A 23167-nucleotide genomic window follows, 5' to 3' on the forward strand; every position below is an offset into this window, starting at 1 on the left:
GGGGGATAAGGAGGGGAATAGGATGAACGTGAAAAAACAACCGGTTATCCTGGCTTTGTCGGCGGTGTTGCTGGTCGCCGGCTGCTCACAGCCAGAAGCGGCTCCTACGGATACACAGCAGCAGGAAGAGAGCGCGACGCCAGTAGAAGTGGATCAAGTGAAAAAAGGGACGGTCAGCTCGGAATCGGGGATCACGGCAAAATTGGCTCCGAGTGAAGAGGTGCAAATCAGTCCCAAGATCAGCGGCAAGATTATCGATCTTCCAGTGAAGCTCGGTGACTCCGTATCGGCGGGGCAGGTGTTGTTTAAGCTGGATCAGCAAGACCTGGCCAATACCGTCGCTCAGCAGGAAGCTGCCTACAAGGTGGCCCTGGCCGGGCTGAAGCAATCCGGAAGCAGCACCGATCAAGGCTTGGTGCAGGCACGCAACTCGCTGAAGCAAGCGGAGCAAGCGCTGGCGGACGCGCGGCTCAACCAGCAGCGCATGAAGCTGTTGTTTGAACAGGGGGCAATCTCCTCTCAGCAGATGGAGCAAGCCAATACGGCTTTGACCAACGCCCAAACCGCCTTTGAAAACGCAAAGCAAGTATGGGAAACGTCGCAGCAGAAGACAAACCTGCAAGTCTCTGAAGCATCGCTTAACCAGGCTGCCGTCGCTCTGCAAAACGCAAAAGAACAATTGGCCAATGCCGTCGTGACGGCTCCGATCAACGGCTATGTCTCCAGCGTCAATGGTGCCGTCGGACAGATCGCTGGTCCGCAAAGCCCGGTCGTCGTGATCGTCAAGACCAATCCGCTGTTGGTAAAGGCGAACCTGTCTGAAGCAGACATCACCAAGGTGAGTGTGGGTACGGCCGTGAAAGTGAGCATTCCGGTCCTCTCCAAGGACGTGGAAGCAAAGGTAACCGCGGTCAGCCCGGTCATGAACCAGCAGTTGAAGGCATACCCGATCGAGATCACCATCCCGAATCCAGATGGCGAGCTGAAGGCCGACATGGTGGTCAACGTGACCTTCGCCGGCCAGGCTGCCGTTCAAAACGAGCAGCTGGTCATCCCGCGCAAAGCGGTCTTCGATCGCGACGGAAAGCGCTATGTATACCGGATCGAAGGAGAGGCCGCCAAAATGGTGGAAGTGACGACCGGCGAAGAAACAAGCGACCTGATCGTGATCCAGTCCGGCCTGGCCGAAGGCGATCAAATCGTCGTCAGAGGGCAAACACTTTTGCAGGACGGCAAAAAGGTATCCATCATCAATAAGAGCAAGTAATGGAGAGTGCGCCTTTTTCATCACGGAGGCAATCAAAAAAACTGTGCTGTCGCAGGCAAGCTGCGGGCACAGTTTTTTTTACCCCATCATCAAGACAGGATGGACAATAACCAGCCTCCGGTTGCGCCAATCACGACGACCACCCATGGCGGCAGCTTCCAGAAAACCAGGAGGGCAAACAGGATCGCGGCCATCGCGAAATCCGCAGGCGAGAGAATGGTACTCGTCCAGATCGGATTATACAAGGCAGCCAGCAAGATTCCGACGACGGCCGCATTGATCCCGGCGAGGGCTCCCTGTGCACGCGGATGGCTTCGCAATACATCCCAGAAGGGCAAGCACCCGATCACCAGTAAAAATGCGGGGAGGAAGATCGCCAGCGTGGCGACGATTGCACCGGATGGGCCGCCGACCATCGCCCCGAGATAGCTGGCAAACGTAAAAAGCGGCCCAGGAACGGCTTGAGCGGCGCCGTACCCTGCGAGAAAGTCTTCGCTGGACAAAAGGCCTGTCGGGACGAACTCTCTTTCCAACAGCGGCAGCACCACATGTCCCCCGCCATAGACCAGCGATCCGGCGCGATAGAGGGAATCAAACAGTTGGAGCCAGGCGACGCCGCTGCTTCGGCTGATCCAAGGCAAGACGAGCAAAAAAGCGAAGAAGAGCAGCAAGCAGCCAAGCGCAAACCTGCGGCTGATCGGGATGTGCAGATTGGCCGGGGCCGTTTGCGAGGAATCTCTCCACAAAACGCAGCCCAGCAGGCCCGCCAGTAGTATCAGGATGACTTGGGTGACAGCCGTCGGCCACAGCAAGGCGACGGAAGCGGTGAGTACCGCGATGCTTGCGCGCATTTTGCCCACGGCCAGCTTTTGGCCCATGCCAAGCACCGCCTGCGCGACGACCGCGACAGCCACCAGCTTCAGTCCGTGAATCCACCCGGCATCGCCGAAAGACCCCAGGTGGAGGATGTACGCGAAGAGGGCGAGCAGGAGGGCAGAGGGGAGCGTAAAGCCCAGCCATGCGGCGATTCCTCCCCAGACGCCGCCCCGCAAGACGCCAATCCCGATTCCCACCTGACTGCTGGCGGGACCGGGGAGGAATTGGCAGAGAGCCACCAGATCGGCATAGCTGGCATCGTCGATCCATTTGCGGCGGCGAACATACTCCTCATGAAAATAGCCGAGATGAGCGATCGGTCCTCCAAAGGAGGTTAGGCCTAGCTTTGTGGAGATGAGGAAAATTTCTTGCAGCGTACGTGCCAATGAGAGTCCCGCCTTTTCTCTAGCGTAATAGAATCGAGAATCGGGTAAATGGACAGAATCCCCCTATAATTATAGATCGGAACGGCCGGCGAACCAATTCTTTTTCCCTTCCTATCCGTACGGCTTGTCCTGGTAGTCAAAGTTGGGACTGTGCCAGGTATTGTCATAGGTTTTATGGAAAATATGCGTCGTAGCGGGCGATACCGGGGGGATGAGCCAGGTCCAGTCCCCTGTGACACGGCGACCCGCGTCCTCTTCCTGCTGTTCAAACAGTTTAAACTGCTGAGCAGCCGTATGATGATCGACGATGCTGACTCCCGCTGCCTTGTACGAGTGATGGACCGCCACATTCAGCTCGATCAGGGCTTTGTCCTTCCACATCGTCGCATGGCTCGACATATCCAGTCCCATGCGGGAGGCGACAGTCGGGAGCAGGTCGAAGCGATCTTCGTCAGCCAGATTTCGCGCGCCAATTTCCGTTTCCATATACCATCCGTTAAAGGGTGCCGCCGTATAGGAGATCCCGCCTACCTCCAGACGCATCTCGGAGATGATCGGCACCGCGTACCAACGCAAAGAAAGCTCGGCGAACCAGGGATACTCCGGATGAGCGATCGGCACTTCGAGGACGTGGTCGCCGGGTATCTCAAACAGTGCGGGCGGTCGGTCGCCGATTTGTATCACGAGCGGCAGGATGCGATACGGTTCTGCATCCGCTTTCCATCCCAACTCCAGGCATTTTTTGGTAAAGGGGACGGAGTGAGGATCGCCCACAACGCCTGCCTCTGTCTCGAAGCCTGCGTAGCGGATCAGCTGGTGATTCCAGATGCGTATGCTCTCCATTGGGTTCGTCGCTGCACGAAAGACGGTGATGGCCGGCCGGATTCGTCCGTCATTGGTCGCGTAGTCGATGTGGCGGAGGAGCGCATCGCGTATCTCTTCTGCCGTTTCCGCCTTGCGCTCGTCGAAGAGATGGATGGTTTGCCAAAACAGCCGTCCGATGCAGCGATTGCTGTTCCGCCATGCCGCTTTTGCACCGTAGTGAAGCTCATCGTAGGTATGTTCGTAGGTGCCGGTTTGCTCGATCTCCTGCTGGATTTGCCGGAGGCGGGCCTCGATGTCTGATTCCGGTTTGTGTAAAAAGGTATAGCACTCGCGAATAAACGTGCTGGCTTCATTCCATAGTCGATGTGTAATAACAACCACCCTTTCCATTGGCTAAACCTGATCTGGTTGGCCGGACATCTCCGTGTGTAAGCCATGCATACACATGCACATCTAGCATAGCATGTCCTTTTGGGTCGACTCTGGAAAGGGAATGAACGTTCTTCGAAATTTTTACCGATAGTAAAAAGCAGCCCTGTGTTCCATTAACAGGAAAACAGAGCTGCCCAAGAAAGAGAAGAGGCACAGGTTGCGATTTTTTACAGGCGAAACCGCTCCACATGATCCCGCATATTTTCCTGAAGCAGTATCTCCTTTTGCCGCGAACCAATCAGATCGAAGTGGGGGAAGGGCGGCCGGTGATGGATATAGCGCGGATTCAACTGATGGCGCTCACACCAGGAGGCCAGCTTCCCGAGATCCGCACAGCCGACCTTGGTCACCGTCGTGATGCCGGGAAAGCGGGGGTCGCGCCAATAATGGGTCAAAAAAGCGATTTCCCCCCGCGCCACAGCTTCTTTCCACCGATTCAATTCCTCTCGGGTAATGCCAAATGCCATAAGTCTTCACCCTTTCGTTTTGCATGACGAAATCGCGATCCGCTTTTTCGTTATCAGGGAAGATGCGCAGGATTTCATACCGCGTATTTCGCTGAGCGGGTATGTTTCCTGTTTCGCGGATCAGGCGAAGGATGAGATCAATGTTCACTTTATGGGTCGTGCCGGCTGCCGACACCACATTCTCCTCGATCATCGTACTTCCAAAGTCGTTCACCCCGTAGGAGAGAGATTGCTTGCCAATATCAGGTCCCATCGTGACCCAGGATGCCTGGAGGTTGTCGATGTTGTCCAGCATGATCCGGTTGATCGCGACCATTTTCAGGTACTCCTCCGGCTTCGATTTTTCCACCCGCAGACCGGAGAGCACTTTCATTTTTTGAATCTCCGCCGGGGAAAAGGAGTGCATGATGATCTGCGGGAAGGTCCACTGTCTGCATGATGCAGGCCTCCTTCATTTCCATATAGGGGTTCACGAATTTAGAGAAATCGATCTATCCTACCATAGAACGAGGAGTTCGTCATCCCAATTCTCCAGTTGGGCATACTTTACCCGCAGCATTGGTTGACACCTATTTTCCACTCCGATATATTGGTTTCATGAAAATCATTAAACCATTGGATCGTCCCGTACTGAGAGATCAGATTTATGATTACCTAAAAAAAGCGATCGTCACGCTGGAGCTGGAGCCCGGACAGCGGATCAAGGACAGCGATCTGGCAGCGGAATTCGGAGTCAGCCGTACGCCTGTGCGCGAAGCACTCAAAAGGCTGGAGGACGAAGGACTGGTGGAGTCGGCGCCCGGCTCGCTCACCCGGGTCACGCCGATCCAGATCGAGGAAGCCAAGAACGCATTTACCGTAGCTGCCACCCTGCATGGGCTGGCCGCCCGGTTGGCCGTACCCGCGCTGGAGGAAGCCCATCTGGCAGCGCTGGAGCAGCACAATCAGCGATTGCAAGAAGCTATGCAGCAGCAGGATATGCAGGCCGCGGTCGAAGCCGATGACGCCTTTCATCAGGTCTTCCTGGAGGTCAGCAAAAATGGGGAGATCGCCCTCGCGCTGGAGCGCATCGTCCCGAAAATCCGCCGGCTGGAATTCGCCAAGTTCGGATCTCTGGCAGGCCTCAGTTCTGTCGAGCAGCATCAAGCCATTATCGCCGCCTGCCAGGCGCAGGATGCCGGGCTTGCATCACAACTTATGGAGGAGAATTGGTTAAGTCTGGGCCGTGTGCTCACCGAAGAGTCGTAAAACAGCTCCCGCCGTTTCCAAACGGTTGGGAGCTGTTTTGTATTGACATCATAAACCAATATCCGATATATTGGTTTTAAGTGGACGAATGCCAATACTGTGACTCTAAAAATGGATCGAAAATCGAACAGGGAAAGAGGGATGGCGATGGCTGCCAATCAGACTTCTGCACAAACAGTTGAGGTACATGATGCGAAGGTTTTGCAATGGGCGCGCGATTTGCTCGATCAGTGTTCTTCTCCCCGGATGATGCAGCGAGAGGTCATACAGGCGGTGGAGCGAAACGAAATCTGGAGAGGCGAAGAGTGCCTCAATCTGCTGGCTCCCGAAGCGCCCACGAGTCCCACCGTGCGCAAGCTGCTGTCCGCAGAGGTAGGGACGCGCGCTGCCGAAGGACATATCGGCCCGACCGAACGCTGGTTTGCCGGGACGAAGTACATCGACGAGATCGAAGCCTTATGCGTAGAGCTGTTGAAGCGCGTTTTTCGCTGCAACTACGCCGACCACCGGCTCGTCGCCAGCATGCTCGGCAATATGACGGTCTATGCTGCCCTGACCAAGCCGGGCGATCACGTGATGACGATCTCCCAGCCATTCGGCGGACATTCCAGCAATCGCGTGGACGGTCCCGCCGGGATTCGTGGTCTGCAGATTCACGATGTCCCGATGGACCCCGTGGAGTTGGAGGTCGATCTCGACCAGTTTGCAGAGGCTGCCCGCCGCATCAAGCCCCGTTTGGTATCCTTGGGCGCATCGATGACGCTGTTTCCGCTGCCGGTGCGGGAGATGTCCCAGATCGTCTCCGAATGGGGAGGGCGCATCTTTTTTGACGGCGCTCACCAGCTCGGACTGATCGGCGGCGGCCAATTCCAGGACCCGCTTCAGGAAGGCGCGTGCATCCTCACCGGTTCTGCCGGAAAGACCTTCAGCGGCCCGCAGAGCGGCATTATCGTCTGGAATGATCCCGAATTGACAAGACCCGTCACCGACGCGATCTTCCCGGCACTGGCTGCGACGCACCAGGTCAATCGGGTCGCAGCGCTGGCGGCATCCGCGGCAGAATTTTTGGCCTATGGAAACGAGTACATGGCGCAAATCGTCGCCAATGCACAAGCCCTGGGCAAAGCGCTGTCCGATCGAGGCTTTGCGGTCCTGGGGGCGCATAAAGGGTTCACGCGCACGCATCAGATTATTCTGGATGTTCGCGCCTACGGAGGCGGCCTCAAAGTGGCGCAGGAACTGGCCAAAGCCAATATCATAACCAACAAGAACCTGATTCCCTGCGACAAACCGGAGGACTGGGATTACCCCAGCGGTTTGCGGATCGGTACCACGGAAGTGACGCGTCTCGGCATGAAGGAAGCTGAAATGGAGACGATCGCCGATTTGTTTGTCTCTGTCCTGGAAGGCCAGGAAAAGCCGGAGCAGACGCGTCAGCGAGTCGTCGAGATGCGCCGTGCCTATCAGAAGATTCATTACTGCTTCGATTAGTGGATCCATGATGATGAGGGCATGGTAGGCAAGTGTACGTTTACTCAATGAAAACCAGGTAATTCCCCATCAACTTGAAAGCTGTCCCGCACCTGCGGGCGGCTTCTTTTTTTCGCCTGGTTACCAAATACCGACATGCTTTGCAAATCGGCAACGAATTTTACAGGCAAAACGATTACGACAAGGGGCATCTGACGAGGCGCAAGGATATCTGCTGGGGCACATACGAAGAGGCGGCCAGAGCCAACTACGATTCGTTTTGCTACGCCAATATCGCCCTGCAGCATCATTCGTTCAATACCGGGATCTGGAACTGCCTGGAGGATTGGATACTCAGCCGGATGAAGGAGCCCAATAGGCTGCTGGTCTATACCGGGCCGATTCTGAAAGAAGAGGATGAGGAATATTGCGGTGTACAAGGGGAGCCGGGCTGTCAGGTCAAGGTTCCGTTCGGTTTTTGGAAAACGGTGTTTTTCTTGCAGGAAAATACGGAGATCACCTGTCTCTCCTTTCTCATCAGGCAGACACCCGACCGGCTGCAGGGCGACTGCGGCTATCAGCGGCTTGCGACTTATCAGGTCCCGCTCTCGACGATCACGGAGCAGGCGGAGGTGAACTTCCGGCCCGAGCTCTATGAGCGAAATCCGTTGCTGGTCCGCGCGGTTGATGCGGACAGACGGGGCGAGACGAAGCGGCCAATCAGACAAGAAGCAGTTGTCATCAACAATCTGGAAGATATCCGCTTGGCTTGAAACGGGGTGCAAAGGCAGCGCGTTCTGTACATCGGCCGCGGACTCACTGTGCAGCGTAGGGAATCTTTGTTATAATCGGTGTTATGATTTTGATCATTCGTAACACTTTATTCATGCAAAGTGAGGTCAGCGCCAAGTGAAGAGAAAATGGCTGGGATGGACGATCGCCCTGGGCTTTGTGTTTTCCGGTTTGCTTGCCGGCTGTGGGCAATCCAAACCAGAGGGACGGGATACGGCCCAGAACGTTCAGGAGAAAAAACAACTGGTCTTGGCCGTAGGGGGAGAACCCGAAAATGGCTTCGACCCGACAACGGGGTGGGGGCGCTATGGCTCGCCGCTTTTTCAAAGCACCCTCGTAAAGCGGAATGAAAATTTCGGCATCGAGTATGATTTGGCTACGGGATATGAAGTGAGCGGCGACGGTCTGATCTGGACGGTCACCCTGCGCGAAGATGTGAAGTTCTCCGACGGTCATCCCCTGACCGCTGACGACGTCGCATACACATTTGCCACGGCTGCGGAGAGCGGCTCCGTCATCGATTTGCAGAACTTGGATCAGGTAGAGGCCGCCGATCCGAAGACCGTGCGCTTCACGCTGAAACAGCCTCAGTCTACGTTTGTCCATGTACTGAGCACGACCGGGATTGTGCCCAAGCACGCCCACGGCAAGGATTACGCAGAAAAGCCGATCGGCTCGGGCCCCTACAAGCTGGTGCAATGGGACAAGGGCCAGCAGTTGATCGTGCAGGCCAATCCAGACTATTACGGCACAAAACCGTTCTTTGAGCAAATCACCTTCCTGTTCCTCGGAGAAGATGCGGCTTTCGCCGCTGCCAAGGCCGGAGCGGTAGATGTCGCCGCGATTCCGGCTTCGCTGAGCCGGCAAAACGTGCCGGGCATGCGTCTTACAGCCGTCCACAGCGTAGACAACCGGGGCATTGTCTTTCCGGTGGTTCCTGCCGGAGAAAAAACAAAAGAGGGCGCTCCCATCGGCAATGACATTACCGCAGACCCGGCGATTCGGAAGGCCATCAACATCGCGGTGGACCGTCAGGGATTGGTCGACGGACTGTTGGAGGGCTACGGTACGCCTGCCTATACATCGAGCGACGGACTGCCGTGGTGGAATCCGGAGACCGTGATCTCCGACGCCAATCCGGAAGAGGCCAGAAAAATCCTGGCCCAGGCCGGTTGGCGGGACGAGGACGGAGACGGCATCCTCGAAAAAGGCACGCTGAAAGCAGAATTCTCGCTGCTCTATCCGGCGAGCGATGTGACCCGTCAGTCGCTCGCGATCGCGGTCGCCGACATGATCAAGCCAATCGGCATCCGGATCCATGTCGAAGGCAAGAGCTGGGATGAAATCAAATCGCAGATGCACGCTCAAGCGGTCCTCTTCGGCTGGGGCAGTCATGATCCGCTCGAAATGTACAATCTCTACAGCAGCAAAACAGCGGGAGTGGAGTACTACAACCCCGGTTTTTACCAAAATGAAAAAGTAGATGCCTATCTCATGCAAGCGCTGGCCCAAGCGACGGAAGAGGAAGCGCTGGCTTACTGGAAAAAAGCGCAGTGGGATGGAGAGACGGGGTTTAGCGCCAGAGGGGATGCAGCCTGGGCTTGGCTGGTCAATGTGGACCACCTCTACCTCGTCGATGACCGCCTGGATATCGGCAAACAGCGCATCCACCCGCATGGGCACGGCTGGCCGGTGACGGACAACATCACAGAATGGAAATGGAATGAATAGTGTGAAGACGAGTACCGCTCATGCCCTTGGGCTTTTTCTGGCCAAGAAGCTGCTTAGGCTGGCCACCCTCCTGGCGGCCATCAGCCTGCTTTCCTTTCTGCTCGTCAAAAGCTCGCCGATCGATCCGATTCAAGCATACGTCGGTGCGGACATGATGCGGGTAAGTCCGGAGCAGCGAGAACAGATCGCCCAGTATTGGGGCCTCGACAAACCGGTCATGGAGCAGTTTGGACATTGGGCCTCCGCTGTGCTGCAGGGCGACCTCGGGACCTCCATGATCTACCGCCGCCCGGTTGCAGAGGTCATCCAGGAGCGTTTTCTCAGCTCCTTGGCTTTGATGAGCGCCGCCTGGATCGCCTCGGGCGTCATCGGCTTCGCGCTGGGCGTCGTCGCCGCCATGAATAAAGGCGCGTGGCTCGACCGATCGATTCGCTGGTACTGTTATACGCTTGCCTCCACCCCGGCTTTCTGGCTGGGGCTGCTCTTGCTGATGGTGTTTGCCGTCTGGCTCGGCTGGTTCCCTGTCGGCATGGGCGTGCCGGCTGGCGTGCTGGCGGAAGACGTCACGCTCGCCGACCGCCTGCGCCACTTGATATTGCCCGCGCTGACGCTCAGCATCGTCGGCGTAGCTCCGATGGCGCTGCATACGAGAGAGAAACTGATCGATGTATGGAACAGCGACTTCATCCTGTTCGCCCGTGCGCGGGGAGAGCGCGGCTTTTTGTTATTCTGGCGGCACGGTCTGCGCAATGTGGCGCTGCCGGCGATCACTCTGCAGTTTGCCGCATTCAGCGAGCTCTTCGGGGGCGCTGTACTGGCTGAGCAGGTCTTTTCCTATCCCGGTCTGGGACAAGCCACCGTAGAAGCCGGGCTGCGCGGGGATGTGCCGCTGCTGCTCGGGCTCGTCCTCTTCAGCGCCCTGTTCGTCTTCACGGGAAACACCCTCGCGGATCTATTGTATCGCATCGTCGACCCGCGGATGAGGAGGGGAGATCGGTATGAACCCTCCAGGTAACCATCTCAGATATCGCATGGCGAGGGCGATCGGTTTGGCTGCGACACTCCTCGCCTGCATATTGCTTTGGGCCCTTCTGGTCGGCGACGAAGGGCTGTCCGCGCAATTGTCGCAGCGCAATGCTCCGCCTTCGCTCGCCCATCCATTCGGGACGGACTGGCTGGGGCGGGATATGTTGACCCGCACAGTAAAGGGGCTCGCCCTCAGCATGGGGGTCGGGATGCTGGCTGCGCTCTGCAGCACGCTGATCGCCTTGACACTCGGCATGGCTGCGGCCACAGGTGGCAAGACAGCGGACAGGCTGATCTCCTGGCTGGTGGACCTCTTCCTTAGCGTGCCGCATCTGGTCACGCTGATCCTGATCGCTTTCGCCCTCGGCGGAGGTCTGAAAGGCGTAGTCATCGGCGTGGCCCTGACGCACTGGCCCAATCTCACACGGATCATCCGCGCGGAAGTGATGCAGCTGCGCTCGGCGGATTATGTGCAAATATCGCGCCGTTTGGGCAAGTCGCGCTGGTGGATTGCGACCAGGCATATGCTGCCGCACCTGATCCCCCAGCTCGCCGTCGGTCTCCTGCTGCTGTTTCCTCATGCGATCTTGCATGAGGCAGCGGTCACCTTCATCGGGCTGGGTCTGTCTCCGCATGAACCGGCCATCGGCATTATCCTGTCCGAGTCCATGCGCTATCTCTCCACAGGAATGTGGTGGCTGGCCTTTTTCCCGGGTCTCTCGCTGCTCGTCCTCGTCCGATTGTTCGATGTGATCGGGGAAAATCTGCGCAGGCTGAGTGATCCGCGAAGAGCCTATGAACATTGAGGAGGTGAGCCCGGATGTCCATTCTGGAAGTCCAGCAGTTGTCGATCTCGTTTTTACAGGGGAGGGGGAAACAAACCACCACGCAGGCCATCATCAGCCTGGATCTCAGTCTGGAAGCAGGGGAGATTCTCGCCGTCGTCGGCTCCAGCGGCTCCGGCAAAAGCCTGCTGGCCCACGCCATCCTGGGGATATTGCCGGATCACGCGAAGATGGGCGGGACGATTGTCTATGATGGCGAGCCGCTGACTCCCGAGCGGCAAGCCGCGCTGCGGGGGAGGGAGATCGCGCTGATCCCGCAAGCGGTCTCCTACCTCGACCCGCTGATGAAGGCGGGCGCACAGGTGCGGACAGCGGTCAGGGACAAGGATCCGCTCGAGGCGCAGCAAGAGGTGTTTGAGCAGTTCCGGCTCGATCCTGGAGTGGAGGAGATGTACCCTTTTCAACTGTCGGGGGGGATGGCCCGCAGGGTGCTGGTCTCGATGGCAATGGTCAGCGGAGCCAAGGTGTTGATCGCCGACGAACCCACACCCGGTCTGGATGAATCCGTGATGGAAGAAGCGCTTCGCCTTTTTCGCCAATGTGCCGACCGGGGGTCCGCAGTCATGCTGATTACGCATGACCTGGAGTCCGCTCTGCGGATCGCGGACCGAATCGCCGTATTTTATGCCGGTACAACCGTAGAAATCGCACCTGCCTCCGACTTTGCGGGACGGGGAGAGCGGCTGCGGCATCCATACAGCCGGGCCTTGTGGCGAGCGCTGCCGCAGAATGATTTTCAGCCGATACCCGGCAGTCAGCCTGCTCCGGATGCCCTGCCGCCCGGCTGCGTATTTGAGCCGCGCTGCGATCAGGCGACTGCCGAATGCGCCAAGGAGCGGCCCGAGCATAGAGCGCTGCGCGGCGGAAGTGTGAGGTGCATCCATGCTACTTGAAGCTTGTCATGTCGGATTTTCCTATCAGAAAGGCTCCTGGCTGTTTCGCGAGGTGAGTCTGTCGCTGGGCGAGGGGGAGGTCGTCGGCTTGCTGGGCCCGAGCGGAAGCGGCAAGACGACCTTTGCCCGCATCCTGGCTGGTTACGAGTCCGCCCACGAGGGACATATCCGTTTGGATCAGCGCCCTGTTCCGTCTCGCGGCCCTCATCCCGTGCAGATGGTTTTTCAGCATCCGGAGAAAGCAGTAAATGGCCGCTGGCGCATGAAAAGCGTGCTGGAGGAGGGAGGGAATCCGGGGGATGAGCTGCTGGATGCGCTGGGGATTGAGAAAGCGTGGCTCACACGCGCGCCCCATGAGTTGTCCGGGGGAGAGCTGCAGCGTTTTGCAGTGGCCCGGGCATTGGGGCCGGACACGAAATTCTTGATCGCAGACGAGATGACGACGATGCTGGATGCCATTACGCAGGCACAGATCTGGCAGAGCGTACTTGCGATCGCCGAGCAGCGCCGGATGGGCGTGCTGGTCATCAGCCACGACCGTCATCTCATCCGCCGGATTTGTCACCGGGTCGTCGACTTTACACAGTTTACTTCATAGGGGCTACGGTAAACTTTCCGTATTTGACGCCTTTCATGCTGATCATCCGGTCACTGAAGCCGCGCAGCTCCTTTGCCTTGCCCTTGACGACGATCAGTTCGAGACAGTGATGATGGTCCAGGTGAAAATGGGTGGTGGCCATAATTCCGTGGTGCATCTCATGCTGAATCGCGGTCAGCTCATGCAGGAGATCGCTTTGATGGTGGTCGTAAAATAAGAGAATCGTCCCGGCGACCATCTGTTCATCGTCTTCCCAGGACTGTTTCACCAGCGCGTTGCGGACGAGATCGCGGACCGCCTCGGAGCGATTCTCGTACCCTTTTTCCCGGATCATCCGATCGAACTGCGCCAATAACTCTTCATCCATCGAGACGCCAAAGCGCTTTAACGTCGAATCTGACAACTGGTATCACTCCTAATAAAAACGCCGTCATAATGCCCCATAGGGTATTTTCACTCTATGAAAAAGTGTAGCATATTTTCAGAAAGGCGGGTATCGCCGCATCACAGGTTGAGGCGGGAGATGAGCAGGCCCGAGCAAAATGGAAAAAGTCCGGCGAGAACAGTTTGGCTCACCGGACGCAGCTGGATCGATGCGTTTAGGATCGGTCTTTTACAGCCTTTTGGATTTCCTCGTAAAAGCGGCGCCATGGATCGGGCAGCCGATTATTTTCCGGAGGCTGCGATCCGGGCGGAGAGGAGAGTGGCGCCGCCGTCTGCCCCGGCCCTCCCGCTGTTGTCTTTTCCTGTCGTTCATACCGTTTTTGATCGTCCATACGTCCTCTATCCTTTCAGCTCCAGCCATTCCCGGCGGAGCAGGAACAGTTCGCGCAACTCCTCAGTAGACAGCTCCGTAATCCAGTTATCTCCATTGCCCACAATCTGCTGGCTCAAATGGAGCTTTCTTTCCATCATCTCATCGATCCGCTCTTCGATTGTCCCCAGCGAGATAAATTTATAGACCTGAACATTGCGCTCCTGCCCGATCCGGTAGGCGCGGTCTGTCGCCTGGTTCTCCACGGCGGGGTTCCACCAGCGGTCGATATGAAAGACATGATTGGCTGCGGTCAGATTCAGGCCGGTGCCGCCCGCACGCAAGGAGAGGAGAAAGACAGAAGGGCGCTGCTCATCAGGTGTCTCCGGATCTTGGAACCGGGCGATCATCTCGTCCCGCTGCTCTTTGGGTGTCGACCCGTTCAGGTAGAAGACAGGGCCGTATCCTTCCCTCTCCAGAACGCGCTGCAGCAATCTGCCCATTTCGATGTATTGGGTAAAAATCAAACTGCGCTCCTTTTTCTCGCGAATCTCCTGCAACAGCTCCAGTAATCGCTCCACTTTGGGCGAACGTTTTTCTTCTCCTGCCGCAACCACTGAACGATCGATCAAAGCCGGGTGGTCGCAGAGCTGTTTCAAACGGGTCAGCGTCGTCAGAATCAGGCCGCGCCTCTGCATGGGAGAGGACTCATCGAGCCGATCGAACATGCGCTGGATCAGCGTTTCGTACAGCGCGCCCTGCTCGGCCGTCAGCGGCACGTATTCCTTGATCTCACTCTTCTCCGGCAGATCGAGCTGAATCTGCGGATCCGTCTTCACCCGGCGCAGCAAGAAGGGCTGAATCAGCCGCTGTATCTCTGCGATCCGTTCCTGATCGTGATCCCGCTCGATCGGGAGCACATAGCGCTGGGAAAAATCCTGCAGGGTCCCGAGATAGCCGGGGTTGAGAAAATCGTAGATGGACCAGAGCTCTCTCAAGCGATTTTCGATCGGGGTGCCGGTCAAGGCGATCCGGTGCCGGCCGTTCAGTTTGCGGATGGCGGTCGCCTGCTTGGTCTGCGCGTTTTTGATATGCTGCGCTTCATCCAGGCAGATGGTGTCCCAGCCGACGGCATCCAGCTCGGATTCATCCAAAAATGCGAGCGAGTAAGAGGTAATGACCACGTCGGCTTGCTCGGCCGCCTGCCAAAAAGCCTGCCCCTTTTTGCGCGAGGCGCTATAGTGGACATAGACAGACAGCGTAGGCGCAAAGCGCTCCAGCTCCTTTTGCCAGTTCCCTATGACCGAAGTCGGACAGATGAGCAGGGAAGGGGCAGAGGCGATGCCCTGCTCTTTGACCGCGAGCAGATAGGTGATAAACTGGATCGTCTTGCCCAGCCCCATGTCATCGGCGAGACACGCTCCCAGCCCGTATTTGCGCAAAAACAGCAGCCAGGAGCTGCCTTCCCGTTGATAGCTGCGGAGCGTGCCCGCAAAGCCTGCGGGCGGATCGATCAAAGGAATCCGTCCTGTATCTTGCAGCTGCGATAGAAACTGGAAAAGCTGACGGTTAACCTCCACCTCGACAGGCAGCGGCAGGGGAGAAGGCGTGTCGGTTTCGGCGTCCGCGTCACCACCCGTTGCGCCGAGCAGATGCAGCTTCATGACTTCCCGCAGCGACAGGCCATGCTTGCCCGTCGTTTGCCGCAGGGTTTCCTGCAATTGGGCGAACAGTCCGGGCGTCAGCTGGACCCATTCTCCGCGCACCTTGAGCAGCCTCTGTTTTTGTTCCAGCAACGCTAAGAATTCCTGTTCATCCAGCTCCAGCGCACCGACGGCCAGCTTCCACTGGAAATCCATCAATTGACCGATGCCGAAAAAAGCGGGGGTCTGCCCGCCCGTTCGCGAGGAGACGTGAAGCCGCAGACGGGGCTTGGTCCGTCTTACCTGTTCCCACCATGCAGGCAGCCATACATGGATGCCCGCTTTCACCAGCTGCAGACTGCCTTCCGTCAAAAAGGTCCAGGCCAGCTCGTTTGTAATCGGAAGGATAGCGGATCCGGCCCGTATCACGTGATCTGCCTGGGCGATGGCCTCTGGCAGCCAGACGAGGATCTCGCGGCATCTTTGCACATCGCGGCTGAGGCGATGCCTGTACGCCTCCCAATCGTCGGGGAGGGAAAGGTCCGCTTCCGCGCTCCAGACCGCTGCAGGCAATTCAGTCAGTCGCTCGGACTGCTCCCGATCTTGCAGGAGCAGCTTGATCCCCCACTTCGACTCCCCATCCTCCGGTTCCACCAGCTGCAGACACGTCCGAAACGGCGAATCATCCGGCAGCAGGCCGATCGCTTGCAGCCAGTCCGCCTCGTTCATGTCTGCTGCGATCTCTTCGCCGTGAACCAAGAGCGCAGGATAGTGACGCTGCAGGTTTTGCCAGGCGTATTGGGCGCCTCCCGGCTGTGACAATAGCTCCGCCAGCACATCCGAGAGCCAGCGCTCGCCTTCCAGCGGGAGCGGCTCTTCCGTGTCGGGCAGCTTCCAGCCGACGCGCCCCTGCTTCCACTCGCAAAGATTGGGGAGATATGCTCCGGTGCATAGAGCCTGCCAGATCCGTTGTGCCACCTGCTGATATTGCGAGAGCTCCGGACTCAGCTCATAGGAGAGATGAGAGAGCCAGTGGGGCTGCGTAAAAAAGGAGAGGGCGTCCATGGGACCGAGAAGAAGACCGTTCTCCGTCGTTTCAATAAACGTCCCGTAAAAAGAACGATCATCCCAGGCGAACAATACGCTAGCGGCCTCCCCGGGCGGTATCGCCTCTCCCTGGGGACTGGCAGCCTTGATCAAGAAATGTCCGTCGCTCAAGCGTTCTCCTGTCAGAAACATCTCTAAAACAGCATTCATAGGTGCAAGTTTCCTCTCCTTAATTCCTCCTGAAAAGCACGCAAACGGCTGTACTTTGCAGCGAGGCGGTCGATGTACTGCTCCCAGCGCTCCTGCTGGTTCGATTTCTGAAAACAGGCGCGTACCTTTTTCAGCAATTTTACCGCTTCCCGGTAGCCTGTGCGGTTGCGCTCCTCGATCAGCCGGTTGATGTCACGCACCAGCATGGGAATGAGCAAGTGCGGTTCCTTTTCTTCGATCGCACGCTCCCTTTTTGGCTGGTCGGCGGCGCCGAGCGGAAGACCCTGAAACGTCATTTGCAGATCGATCCACGCGCGATACTCCCCCTGCTGGTAGAGGTGAGCGGCGTAATCATGGTAGCTGGCCGGCAGGAACCGTTTTAAACCGGCACCGTACTCATCCATCCGGTTCAGCGATATGAGGGCCTCTCGCCAGATCGCCGAGACCAGTCGGTATTCGGACGCTTCCGAGCGGCCGATCAACGGTCCGATCCGATTGATCCACGCCAGACAACGCTGCCACTCCTGGTTGCGGGCGAATTCTTTCAAATACGGCATGTAAAATGAAAGGGGCAAGCGCACAGATCGCAGCCAAACCCGCAAGGCTTCATCGTCTTCCCTCCGCAGCACGGAAAAATGTCCCCGGAGCCATGCATACTGCTCCCGTTTGGCGGCGGGCAGCGCGGGATCGCGTAGACATGATTCCAATGCCTCCAGCTCCTCGTCCACCCAGCCGGGCTGTGTAAGCAGCTCGGTCCAGATCAGCCGGTAGGCGAGAAGTCCGTAGAGATGGGTGACGTCCTGGTGCTTCCAGTTCTTCAGCTTCTCGTAGCTGGCTTGGAGGTGAGAGCGGCGATCGCGCCACAGCCGCTCTGCATCCAGATCGTAGAGGGTGCCCTCGAGATATTCCACCAGTCTCTCAGCCGTCTGCGTCAAGTCTCCCGTCCATTGCGAATGGCGGTAATCGGTTGCGAATGCTTGCAGGAGATGGAGATGAAACAGAGTGGCATGGACGGAAAACAGCTGCGCCAGGTCATCCGGCCATGAACTGGCGATGCCAAGTGCGTTTTCATAGCTGGAAAACAGCTCCGTCGACGCGCGGGAGGCTTCCATGGCTGCAGGCAGATTACGCGTCCATTTCGTCAGGAACTGCCACCACTCGCCGATACTGCTCTCAGGGGCGAGAGCGGCGCCGCCAACGGTCGGCTGCGCCAGGTTTTTCCGCGCACGGGGGTTGCTCTTATAGGCAGGGGCCAGAATAGATGAGGTAAAAGCCAAGGGCCGCGGCTCATGCAGCTTGTTCATGAAAGCGCGTGGATTTTCAAATACGCTATACGCCTGAAAAAACGTAGCCGCGATGTGCTTGCACAGCCGAGCGTAGGGACAGGTACAGCTGCTGCTTGCAAAGCTGCCCAGATCAATCGTGACGTGGTATACCTGGGAGCCCTGAACATCGCTGACCAGCTTGTTTTGCTCCACCCGAATATTGAAGACGAACCCATCGGAGAAATAGCCGTATCCCCTCTCGACAATCGCCGCCTCCATGTTTGCGAGGACCTGTTCACCCAGTTGTTTGACTTGTTCTCGCGTCAGTTCTCTTTGCAACATGCAGGTATGCCTCCGTGCCAAGTGTCATCCCTCCATTATAGCGAAAAGAGCGGGAAAATGGAAAAGGGAGTGACCGCTTGACTTCATCCAATAGTATTGGAAAATGAGAGAGATGATGAATCTCGAGAGGGTGGAGCCGCATGCTGCTCAATGAAAAAATCAAAGCGTCCGAAGTGCAGCTCACGGGCCTGCGGGGCGAAGATCTGGGCATCCTGCCCACAAAAGAAGCGCTGCGAATGGCAAAAGAGCTGAAAGTGGATCTGGTCTGTCTGTCCCTTGCTGCCAGCCCGCCGCCCTGCAAGCTCGCAAGCCGGAGCGATTATTTGGCAGAGCGGGATCAGGAGAAAAAGAAGGACCGGAAAGAAGCCAAAGGAGCCAAGATCAAAGAAATTCGGCTCACCGCTGGCATTTTCTCAAATCAATTGAAAATTGGGGGAGTTTGCTTGCAAAACTTCAATGTACTCAAATCTAAATCGGCAAAAACAGGATTGGCCGGCGCAATTTTGGTCGGGATGCTCGCGGCAACCGGCACCGGTATGGCCGCAAGTCCGCTGCCTTTGTCTGACATTGCCCAAAATGCCCACAAGAGCGCGATTCTGAAACTGAACTATGCCGGTGTCCTGAAGGGATACACAGACGGTACGTTTCGACCGGACCGGGAAGTCACCCGTGCGGAATTCGCCAAAATTGCAGTAATGGCAATGGGCTTTACCGAAGAGCAGGCCAATATGCTGAAAGGAAAAACGGCATTCAAAGACCTGCCTGCCGACCACTGGGCGACTGGATACATAAATCTTGCGGTGTCGCAAGGGATCATCAAAGGTTACCCGGATGGGACTTTCAAACCAAACAACAACGTGAAAGTAGCTGAAGCCTTGACGGTATACGTGCAGGGTTTGAAAATCAGCGTCCCCGCTTCGACAAACGGCCAATGGTATCATCCGTATCTGCTGGAGGCCAACAAAGCAGGTCTCTACGATGCCAAAGAAACCCCGACCGTCGCAGCGAAGCGTGATGTCGTCGCCAAATACACGGATGCCTTCATGGAAACCCCTGTATATGCAAGCGGCGCCTACTACGACAAGGACGGCAATGCGGACGGAACGATTCAAAAGCTGCCGGTCGTCAAAGGGGCTGTGGCTTCCTATGACAAAGCGGGCAGCAAACTGAAGTTGGCCGGTCAAAAAAGCGAAGTCGTCATCGCGGACAATGCGCAAGTATACGGCAATCTCATCGTCGGCGCACAAGTGGAGTACATCCTGAAGAACGGAAAGATCGCATTCCTGAATGTCGTAACGGCTGACGCCAATATCGTACAGGGAATCGTGAAAACCGGACTCAACTTCACGACGGCTGTCGGCGATGAGAAGAAGTTCAGAGCGCTGGTCAACGGCAAAGAAGTCATCCTCGACGTAGAAACCGGTGTGTCCGTCACACGCAGCGACATCGGAAAAAAATTCGTCGCAGTTATGGACGAAGACGGGAAAATCATATCTATTACGATTACGGACAACGCTGTCAGCGGTCTGGTCAAAAAAACCTCGACGGTGAGCGGCACCAAAGCGAAGAAAGAGATCGAGCTGGATGATCAGACTTATCAGCTCGCAACCGATGCGTCGATCAAAGTGAAAGCACATCCGCAGGCCAAAGCTGCGACGGGCTCCTTTGCCGACATCGAAAGAGGCGATCTCGTAGAGCTGACGCTGGACGTAGACGGCAAAGTGTCAGCCGTGACTGCCACCAAGCTGAGCACGACCCAATCCATCGAAGTCGACACCAATGACAACACGATCCGCTTTGATGGCGCAGAATACGATGTGCTTCAAGACACCAAGCTGTACGTAGATGAAGAGCGCGTGGACGAACTCGACGAGCTGAGCGATGATCAAGTAGCTGTCCTCACTTTTGACGAAGACGGAAATCTGATCAAAGTCGAGCAAGGAGTGGGCGTATCTGCCGGCAAACTGGTAGACGGTACAACCGCTTATGCAGCAGGCACCCCGGCGAAACTGGCGACGATCAAAGTCGACGGCAAAACCTACGACATCCTGGCAAACGCCAAGCTGACCATCGATGGCAGCTCTGTTTCCGCCACCTCGATCAAGGCGGATCAACTGAACGACTACCGGATCATCAGCTGGAAATACAATCTGGGTACCAATGACATCGTAGAGCTGACCGCAGAGAAGCAGACAGTCAAAGGCTACGTCACAGAAAAATCGGGAAGAACCGTCACGGTGAATGGCAAGGAGTACGTCCTCCTGTCGGGTGTGACGATCGACGCGAACGCTGCGACCAACGACAAAGAATATACGCTCGTCCTGAACAATGACGGCAAGGTAAAAGCGGTCACAGGAGCAGCGAAAACAGTGAGCGGCATCGTGGAATCCGTCGAAGTGCGGAAGGAAAACGGTTCGGTTGCCTCCGCGGAGATTGTCGTGGATGGCAAAAGCTATGACGTCCTGGAAGCGGATGCGGTAGACGAAGTGGATCAGTTCGAATGGGTGACCTTGACGCTGAACCGCGACGGCGAAGTGACCAAAGCAGTTGCCCAAGGAAAGGCGTCCGTGGAAGGCGCGGCTTACATCGGCATCGAATCCCGTGTGAACGGCGACCGTTACGTATTCCATACCAATGTGTCGACCAGCCTGAAGCTGACGAAAGATGCCAAGATCAAATACTACGATGGTTCCGAAATGGAAGAAAGCCAGCTGAAGTCGACGGATGAGATCGATCTGTGGACGAACGCCGAGGGCCAAGTGTACCTGATCGTCGTAAACAAGCGGTAACCATTGAAAACAATCCGTAAACAAGCGTAAAACAAGCGCCGTCAAGCGCCAAACGCCAGATCCAGAGCTGCCTTTTGCCATAAGAGGCAGCTTCTGGGTCTTTTTTATGAGCGCTGCCGGTTCAAATTCATCGAATTGTAGAATTCGATCACCCATGCATGCTGGTAGAGATTCTCCTCCATCAGGTATACTAGTAGGTGATTTCCATCCGCGAAAGCATTTCGTTCGCTAAAGAGATGGGCAGGAACTGTCAAACGGGATGAACAGGCGGCATATGCCGAACAGGATCAGCGAGCTTTGTCAGCCAGGCATGATCGCCCAGTGTTAGAAATTCACTTGCTGGGAGCAGCAGGGCGCAAGACGCAGGAGGGATTTAATGTGAAGTATCGCAGATTGGGGAAGACCGAACTCAAGGTTTCCGTCATCGGGATTGGTACGTGGCAATTTGGCGGTGAATGGGGGATAGATTTCTCTCAGGAAGAAGTAGACCGCGTTCTGGCAAAAGCAAAAGAACTCGGGATCAATCTGATTGACACCGCTGAGTGCTATGGCGATCATTTGTCGGAGCGCTTGATCGGCGGTTTTTTGAAAAAGGACCGCCGCGAAGACTGGGTGCTGGCGACCAAATTCGGCCATCATTTTCACGACAAGTTTACCCGGACCAATGACTATTCCCCAGAGGATGTAGTGAAGCAGCTGGATGCTTCCTTGCAAGCGCTGCAGACGGACTATATCGATCTCTACCAGTTTCACTCGGGACCGGACGAAGCCTTTGATAACGATGAGCTGTGGACCATGCTGGACAAGCAGGTACAGGCGGGCAAAATCCGGCATCTGGGCCTCTCCATCGCGAAAAATGACAATGTCCACCAGACCGGCTCTGCGCCGAGGGTAAACGCAAAAACGATTCAGGTGGTCTACAACCGACTGGACCGGACACCCGAGGAGCAGGTATTTCCGCTCTGCCAGCAGCATGATCTCGGGGTTTTGGCCCGTGTTCCTTTGGCGAGCGGCTACTTGCGCGGGAAATACAAGCCGGGTGCGCAATTTGCTCCCAATGATGTTCGTCACAATCACGATCAAGAGCGGGTGCACTCCCTGCTTTCGCAGGTGGAGGAAATCCAGAGAAGCGAGGTCCCAGACGGTGTGGATATGGCTCAATGGGCATTGGCCTGGTGTCTGAGACATCCGGCGGTGACGGCCGTCATACCGGGTTGCAAGAGCCCGGAGCAGGTGGCGGCCAACGCCAAAGCGGCCGATCTCGCGAGTGCGGACCACCCGCAAAATATATAGCAAGGCGGTGTTTTTTTGGGTAACGTAGATTTGTCCTTATTGTCCTGGAATGTGTTTTGGATTGGAATTGCCTTTTTTAGCGTGACCGGAGTATTGTTCTGCTTCGGCTTTCTGCATCTGGTCCAGAAAAAGATCAAAAGCGGCGTCTTGTTCATGATCAGCTCCGTGATCAGCGCCTATTTGTTCCTGTCCTATCTCTTTACTCATCATATCTAGGGAAGTGAGTTCGCTTGAACAAAGTCATGTTTATCGAAATCGGCATGGGGATTGATCTCCACGGTCAAGACGTGACCAAGGCCGCCGTCCGCGCGGTGCAAAATGCCATCCATCATAATTCCATGCCGGGCTTGCGTTCGGTCTTGCCTGACAATGACATCAATCAAATGAAGGTGCATGTTCGTCTGGCTGTCCCTTGCGACCGGGACCGTCTGGATCTGGATGCGGTGAGAGAGGAATTGCCTTATGGCGAGGTTAGCTTTGAAGTGATTGACGGGGGCATGCTGACCAGCAGCGGTGTCGTGCTGACGGACAAAGACGATAAGAACGATCTTGCCTATGTCGTCATCGCGTCCGTGGAGGTTGGCTATTGACAGTCAGGATGTGTGCATAACAGGTCTGCTGCGGCAGGCCTCTTTCTTTTTGGGCCACGACAGAAAACCAGACGCTCGCTGGGGAGGAGAGGTCTGGCTTTGAGCATGCGGATCGGGAAGTGGGGAGTCCGTTTACGTAGCCCGAGGCGCACTGTCAAATTCGATTTTCTTATGGGTCCCGTCACAGAAAGGCTTGGTCCCCGACTGGCCGCAGCGGCAAAGGGAAAAGGTGTTGCCGACATCAAATCGATTTCCTTCCGCATCCAGCAGGTCGACCTCGCCGGTGACGCGAATGGAGCCATGGTCGTTGATTTTGATGGTTACTTTCTCTCCAGCCATGCTGTTTCACCTCCGCATGCTTAATCATCCACACATGGC

21 protein-coding genes and 2 pseudogenes are annotated in these 23167 nt (G+C 56.6%); 14 read left to right on the forward strand and 9 right to left on the reverse strand.

What is annotated here, in order from left to right:
* The first annotated feature begins 22 nt into the window (after positions 1-22).
* The gene (locus JD108_RS11645) at positions 23-1267 is read left to right on the forward strand and encodes an efflux RND transporter periplasmic adaptor subunit (protein WP_198826259.1); all 1245 of its coding nucleotides are present in this window, start codon (positions 23-25) and stop codon (positions 1265-1267) included.
* 89 nt (positions 1268-1356) lie between these two features.
* Here the strand turns inward: JD108_RS11645 and JD108_RS11650 are convergent, their stop codons facing one another.
* From JD108_RS11650 to JD108_RS11665, 4 genes and pseudogenes are all read right to left on the reverse strand, one after another.
* Positions 1357-2529 (reverse strand): chromate transporter, encoded by a 1173-nt coding sequence (locus JD108_RS11650; protein ID WP_198826260.1) that lies wholly within the window; start codon positions 2527-2529, stop codon positions 1357-1359.
* 111 nt (positions 2530-2640) lie between these two features.
* Entirely contained in the window at positions 2641-3744 is a 1104-nt protein-coding gene (locus JD108_RS11655; protein WP_198826261.1) for a nitric oxide synthase oxygenase, read from the reverse strand.
* Between the two features lie 209 nt (positions 3745-3953).
* Positions 3954-4253 (reverse strand): hypothetical protein, encoded by a 300-nt coding sequence (locus JD108_RS11660; RefSeq protein WP_198826262.1) that lies wholly within the window; start codon positions 4251-4253, stop codon positions 3954-3956.
* 16 nt (positions 4254-4269) lie between these two features.
* A pseudogene (locus JD108_RS11665) lies at positions 4270-4605 on the reverse strand (dehypoxanthine futalosine cyclase); the annotation flags it as partial.
* 245 nt (positions 4606-4850) lie between these two features.
* On the opposite strand from JD108_RS11665, the gene JD108_RS11670 reads away from it, so the two are divergent.
* The 8 genes from JD108_RS11670 (at position 4851) to JD108_RS11705 (ending at position 12856) form a co-directional block, all read left to right on the forward strand.
* Positions 4851-5501: a GntR family transcriptional regulator gene (locus JD108_RS11670; RefSeq protein ID WP_198826263.1), complete on the forward strand. Its 651-nt coding sequence runs from the start codon at positions 4851-4853 to the stop codon at positions 5499-5501.
* Positions 5502-5648: 147 nt separating this feature from the next.
* Positions 5649-6992 carry a serine hydroxymethyltransferase gene (locus JD108_RS11675; protein ID WP_198826264.1) on the forward strand — a complete coding sequence of 448 codons (1344 nt, stop codon included), beginning with the start codon at positions 5649-5651 and terminating at the stop codon, positions 6990-6992.
* 74 nt (positions 6993-7066) lie between these two features.
* The gene (locus tag JD108_RS11680) at positions 7067-7744 is read left to right on the forward strand and encodes a DNA/RNA non-specific endonuclease (RefSeq protein WP_228728123.1); all 678 of its coding nucleotides are present in this window, start codon (positions 7067-7069) and stop codon (positions 7742-7744) included.
* 136 nt (positions 7745-7880) lie between these two features.
* Positions 7881-9494, forward strand: a complete 1614-nt coding sequence (locus tag JD108_RS11685) for an ABC transporter substrate-binding protein (RefSeq protein WP_228728124.1) — start codon at positions 7881-7883, stop codon at positions 9492-9494.
* Positions 9487-10509 carry an ABC transporter permease gene (locus tag JD108_RS11690; RefSeq protein ID WP_198826265.1) on the forward strand — a complete coding sequence of 341 codons (1023 nt, stop codon included), beginning with the start codon at positions 9487-9489 and terminating at the stop codon, positions 10507-10509. Before JD108_RS11685 ends, JD108_RS11690 begins: the two co-directional genes overlap by 8 nt.
* On the forward strand, positions 10493-11326 hold the full coding sequence (locus JD108_RS11695) for an ABC transporter permease (protein ID WP_198826266.1): 834 nt from the start codon (positions 10493-10495) through the stop codon (positions 11324-11326). Before JD108_RS11690 ends, JD108_RS11695 begins: the two co-directional genes overlap by 17 nt.
* A gap of 14 nt (positions 11327-11340) precedes the next feature.
* Positions 11341-12258 carry an ABC transporter ATP-binding protein gene (locus tag JD108_RS11700; protein WP_198826267.1) on the forward strand — a complete coding sequence of 306 codons (918 nt, stop codon included), beginning with the start codon at positions 11341-11343 and terminating at the stop codon, positions 12256-12258.
* Complete coding sequence (locus tag JD108_RS11705; protein ID WP_198826268.1) at positions 12248-12856, forward strand: ABC transporter ATP-binding protein; 609 nt, start codon at positions 12248-12250, stop codon at positions 12854-12856. The genes JD108_RS11700 and JD108_RS11705 overlap by 11 nt, the downstream gene beginning before the upstream one ends.
* On the opposite strand, the gene nikR is transcribed toward JD108_RS11705, so the two are convergent.
* The 4 genes from nikR to JD108_RS11725 all read right to left on the reverse strand — a co-directional run bounded on the left by nikR (position 12846) and on the right by JD108_RS11725 (position 18117).
* Positions 12846-13259 (reverse strand): nickel-responsive transcriptional regulator NikR, encoded by a 414-nt coding sequence (gene nikR, locus JD108_RS11710; RefSeq protein ID WP_198826269.1) that lies wholly within the window; start codon positions 13257-13259, stop codon positions 12846-12848. The two genes, JD108_RS11705 and nikR, sit on opposite strands and share 11 nt — an antisense overlap.
* A 196-nt stretch (positions 13260-13455) precedes the next feature.
* Complete coding sequence (locus tag JD108_RS11715) at positions 13456-13632, reverse strand: hypothetical protein (RefSeq protein WP_198826270.1); 177 nt, start codon at positions 13630-13632, stop codon at positions 13456-13458.
* Positions 13633-13639: 7 nt separating this feature from the next.
* Positions 13640-16510: a DEAD/DEAH box helicase gene (locus JD108_RS11720; protein WP_198826271.1), complete on the reverse strand. Its 2871-nt coding sequence runs from the start codon at positions 16508-16510 to the stop codon at positions 13640-13642.
* Positions 16507-18117 carry an SWIM zinc finger family protein gene (locus tag JD108_RS11725; protein WP_198826272.1) on the reverse strand — a complete coding sequence of 537 codons (1611 nt, stop codon included), beginning with the start codon at positions 18115-18117 and terminating at the stop codon, positions 16507-16509. The genes JD108_RS11720 and JD108_RS11725 overlap by 4 nt, the downstream gene beginning before the upstream one ends.
* A 140-nt stretch (positions 18118-18257) precedes the next feature.
* Here JD108_RS11725 and infC point away from each other — a divergent pair.
* The 5 genes and pseudogenes from infC to JD108_RS11750 all read left to right on the forward strand — a co-directional run.
* Positions 18258-18515: pseudogene (gene infC, locus JD108_RS22685) on the forward strand (translation initiation factor IF-3); the annotation flags it as partial.
* A 138-nt stretch (positions 18516-18653) separates the two neighbouring features.
* The gene (locus JD108_RS11735; protein WP_323958421.1) at positions 18654-20906 is read left to right on the forward strand and encodes an S-layer homology domain-containing protein; all 2253 of its coding nucleotides are present in this window, start codon (positions 18654-18656) and stop codon (positions 20904-20906) included.
* A 378-nt stretch (positions 20907-21284) separates the two neighbouring features.
* The gene (locus JD108_RS11740; protein WP_198826273.1) at positions 21285-22199 is read left to right on the forward strand and encodes an aldo/keto reductase; all 915 of its coding nucleotides are present in this window, start codon (positions 21285-21287) and stop codon (positions 22197-22199) included.
* 15 nt (positions 22200-22214) lie between these two features.
* The gene (locus tag JD108_RS11745; protein ID WP_198826274.1) at positions 22215-22415 is read left to right on the forward strand and encodes a hypothetical protein; all 201 of its coding nucleotides are present in this window, start codon (positions 22215-22217) and stop codon (positions 22413-22415) included.
* A gap of 14 nt (positions 22416-22429) precedes the next feature.
* On the forward strand, positions 22430-22789 hold the full coding sequence (locus JD108_RS11750; protein WP_198826275.1) for a Lin0512 family protein: 360 nt from the start codon (positions 22430-22432) through the stop codon (positions 22787-22789).
* A gap of 132 nt (positions 22790-22921) precedes the next feature.
* Here JD108_RS11750 and JD108_RS11755 read toward each other — a convergent pair whose 3' ends face one another.
* Positions 22922-23128 carry a CDGSH iron-sulfur domain-containing protein gene (locus JD108_RS11755; RefSeq protein ID WP_198826276.1) on the reverse strand — a complete coding sequence of 69 codons (207 nt, stop codon included), beginning with the start codon at positions 23126-23128 and terminating at the stop codon, positions 22922-22924.
* Positions 23129-23167: the final 39 nt, after the last annotated feature.

Origin of the sequence: Brevibacillus composti, from assembly GCF_016406105.1 — a bacterium.
Taxonomy (GTDB): domain Bacteria; phylum Bacillota; class Bacilli; order Brevibacillales; family Brevibacillaceae; genus Brevibacillus; species Brevibacillus composti.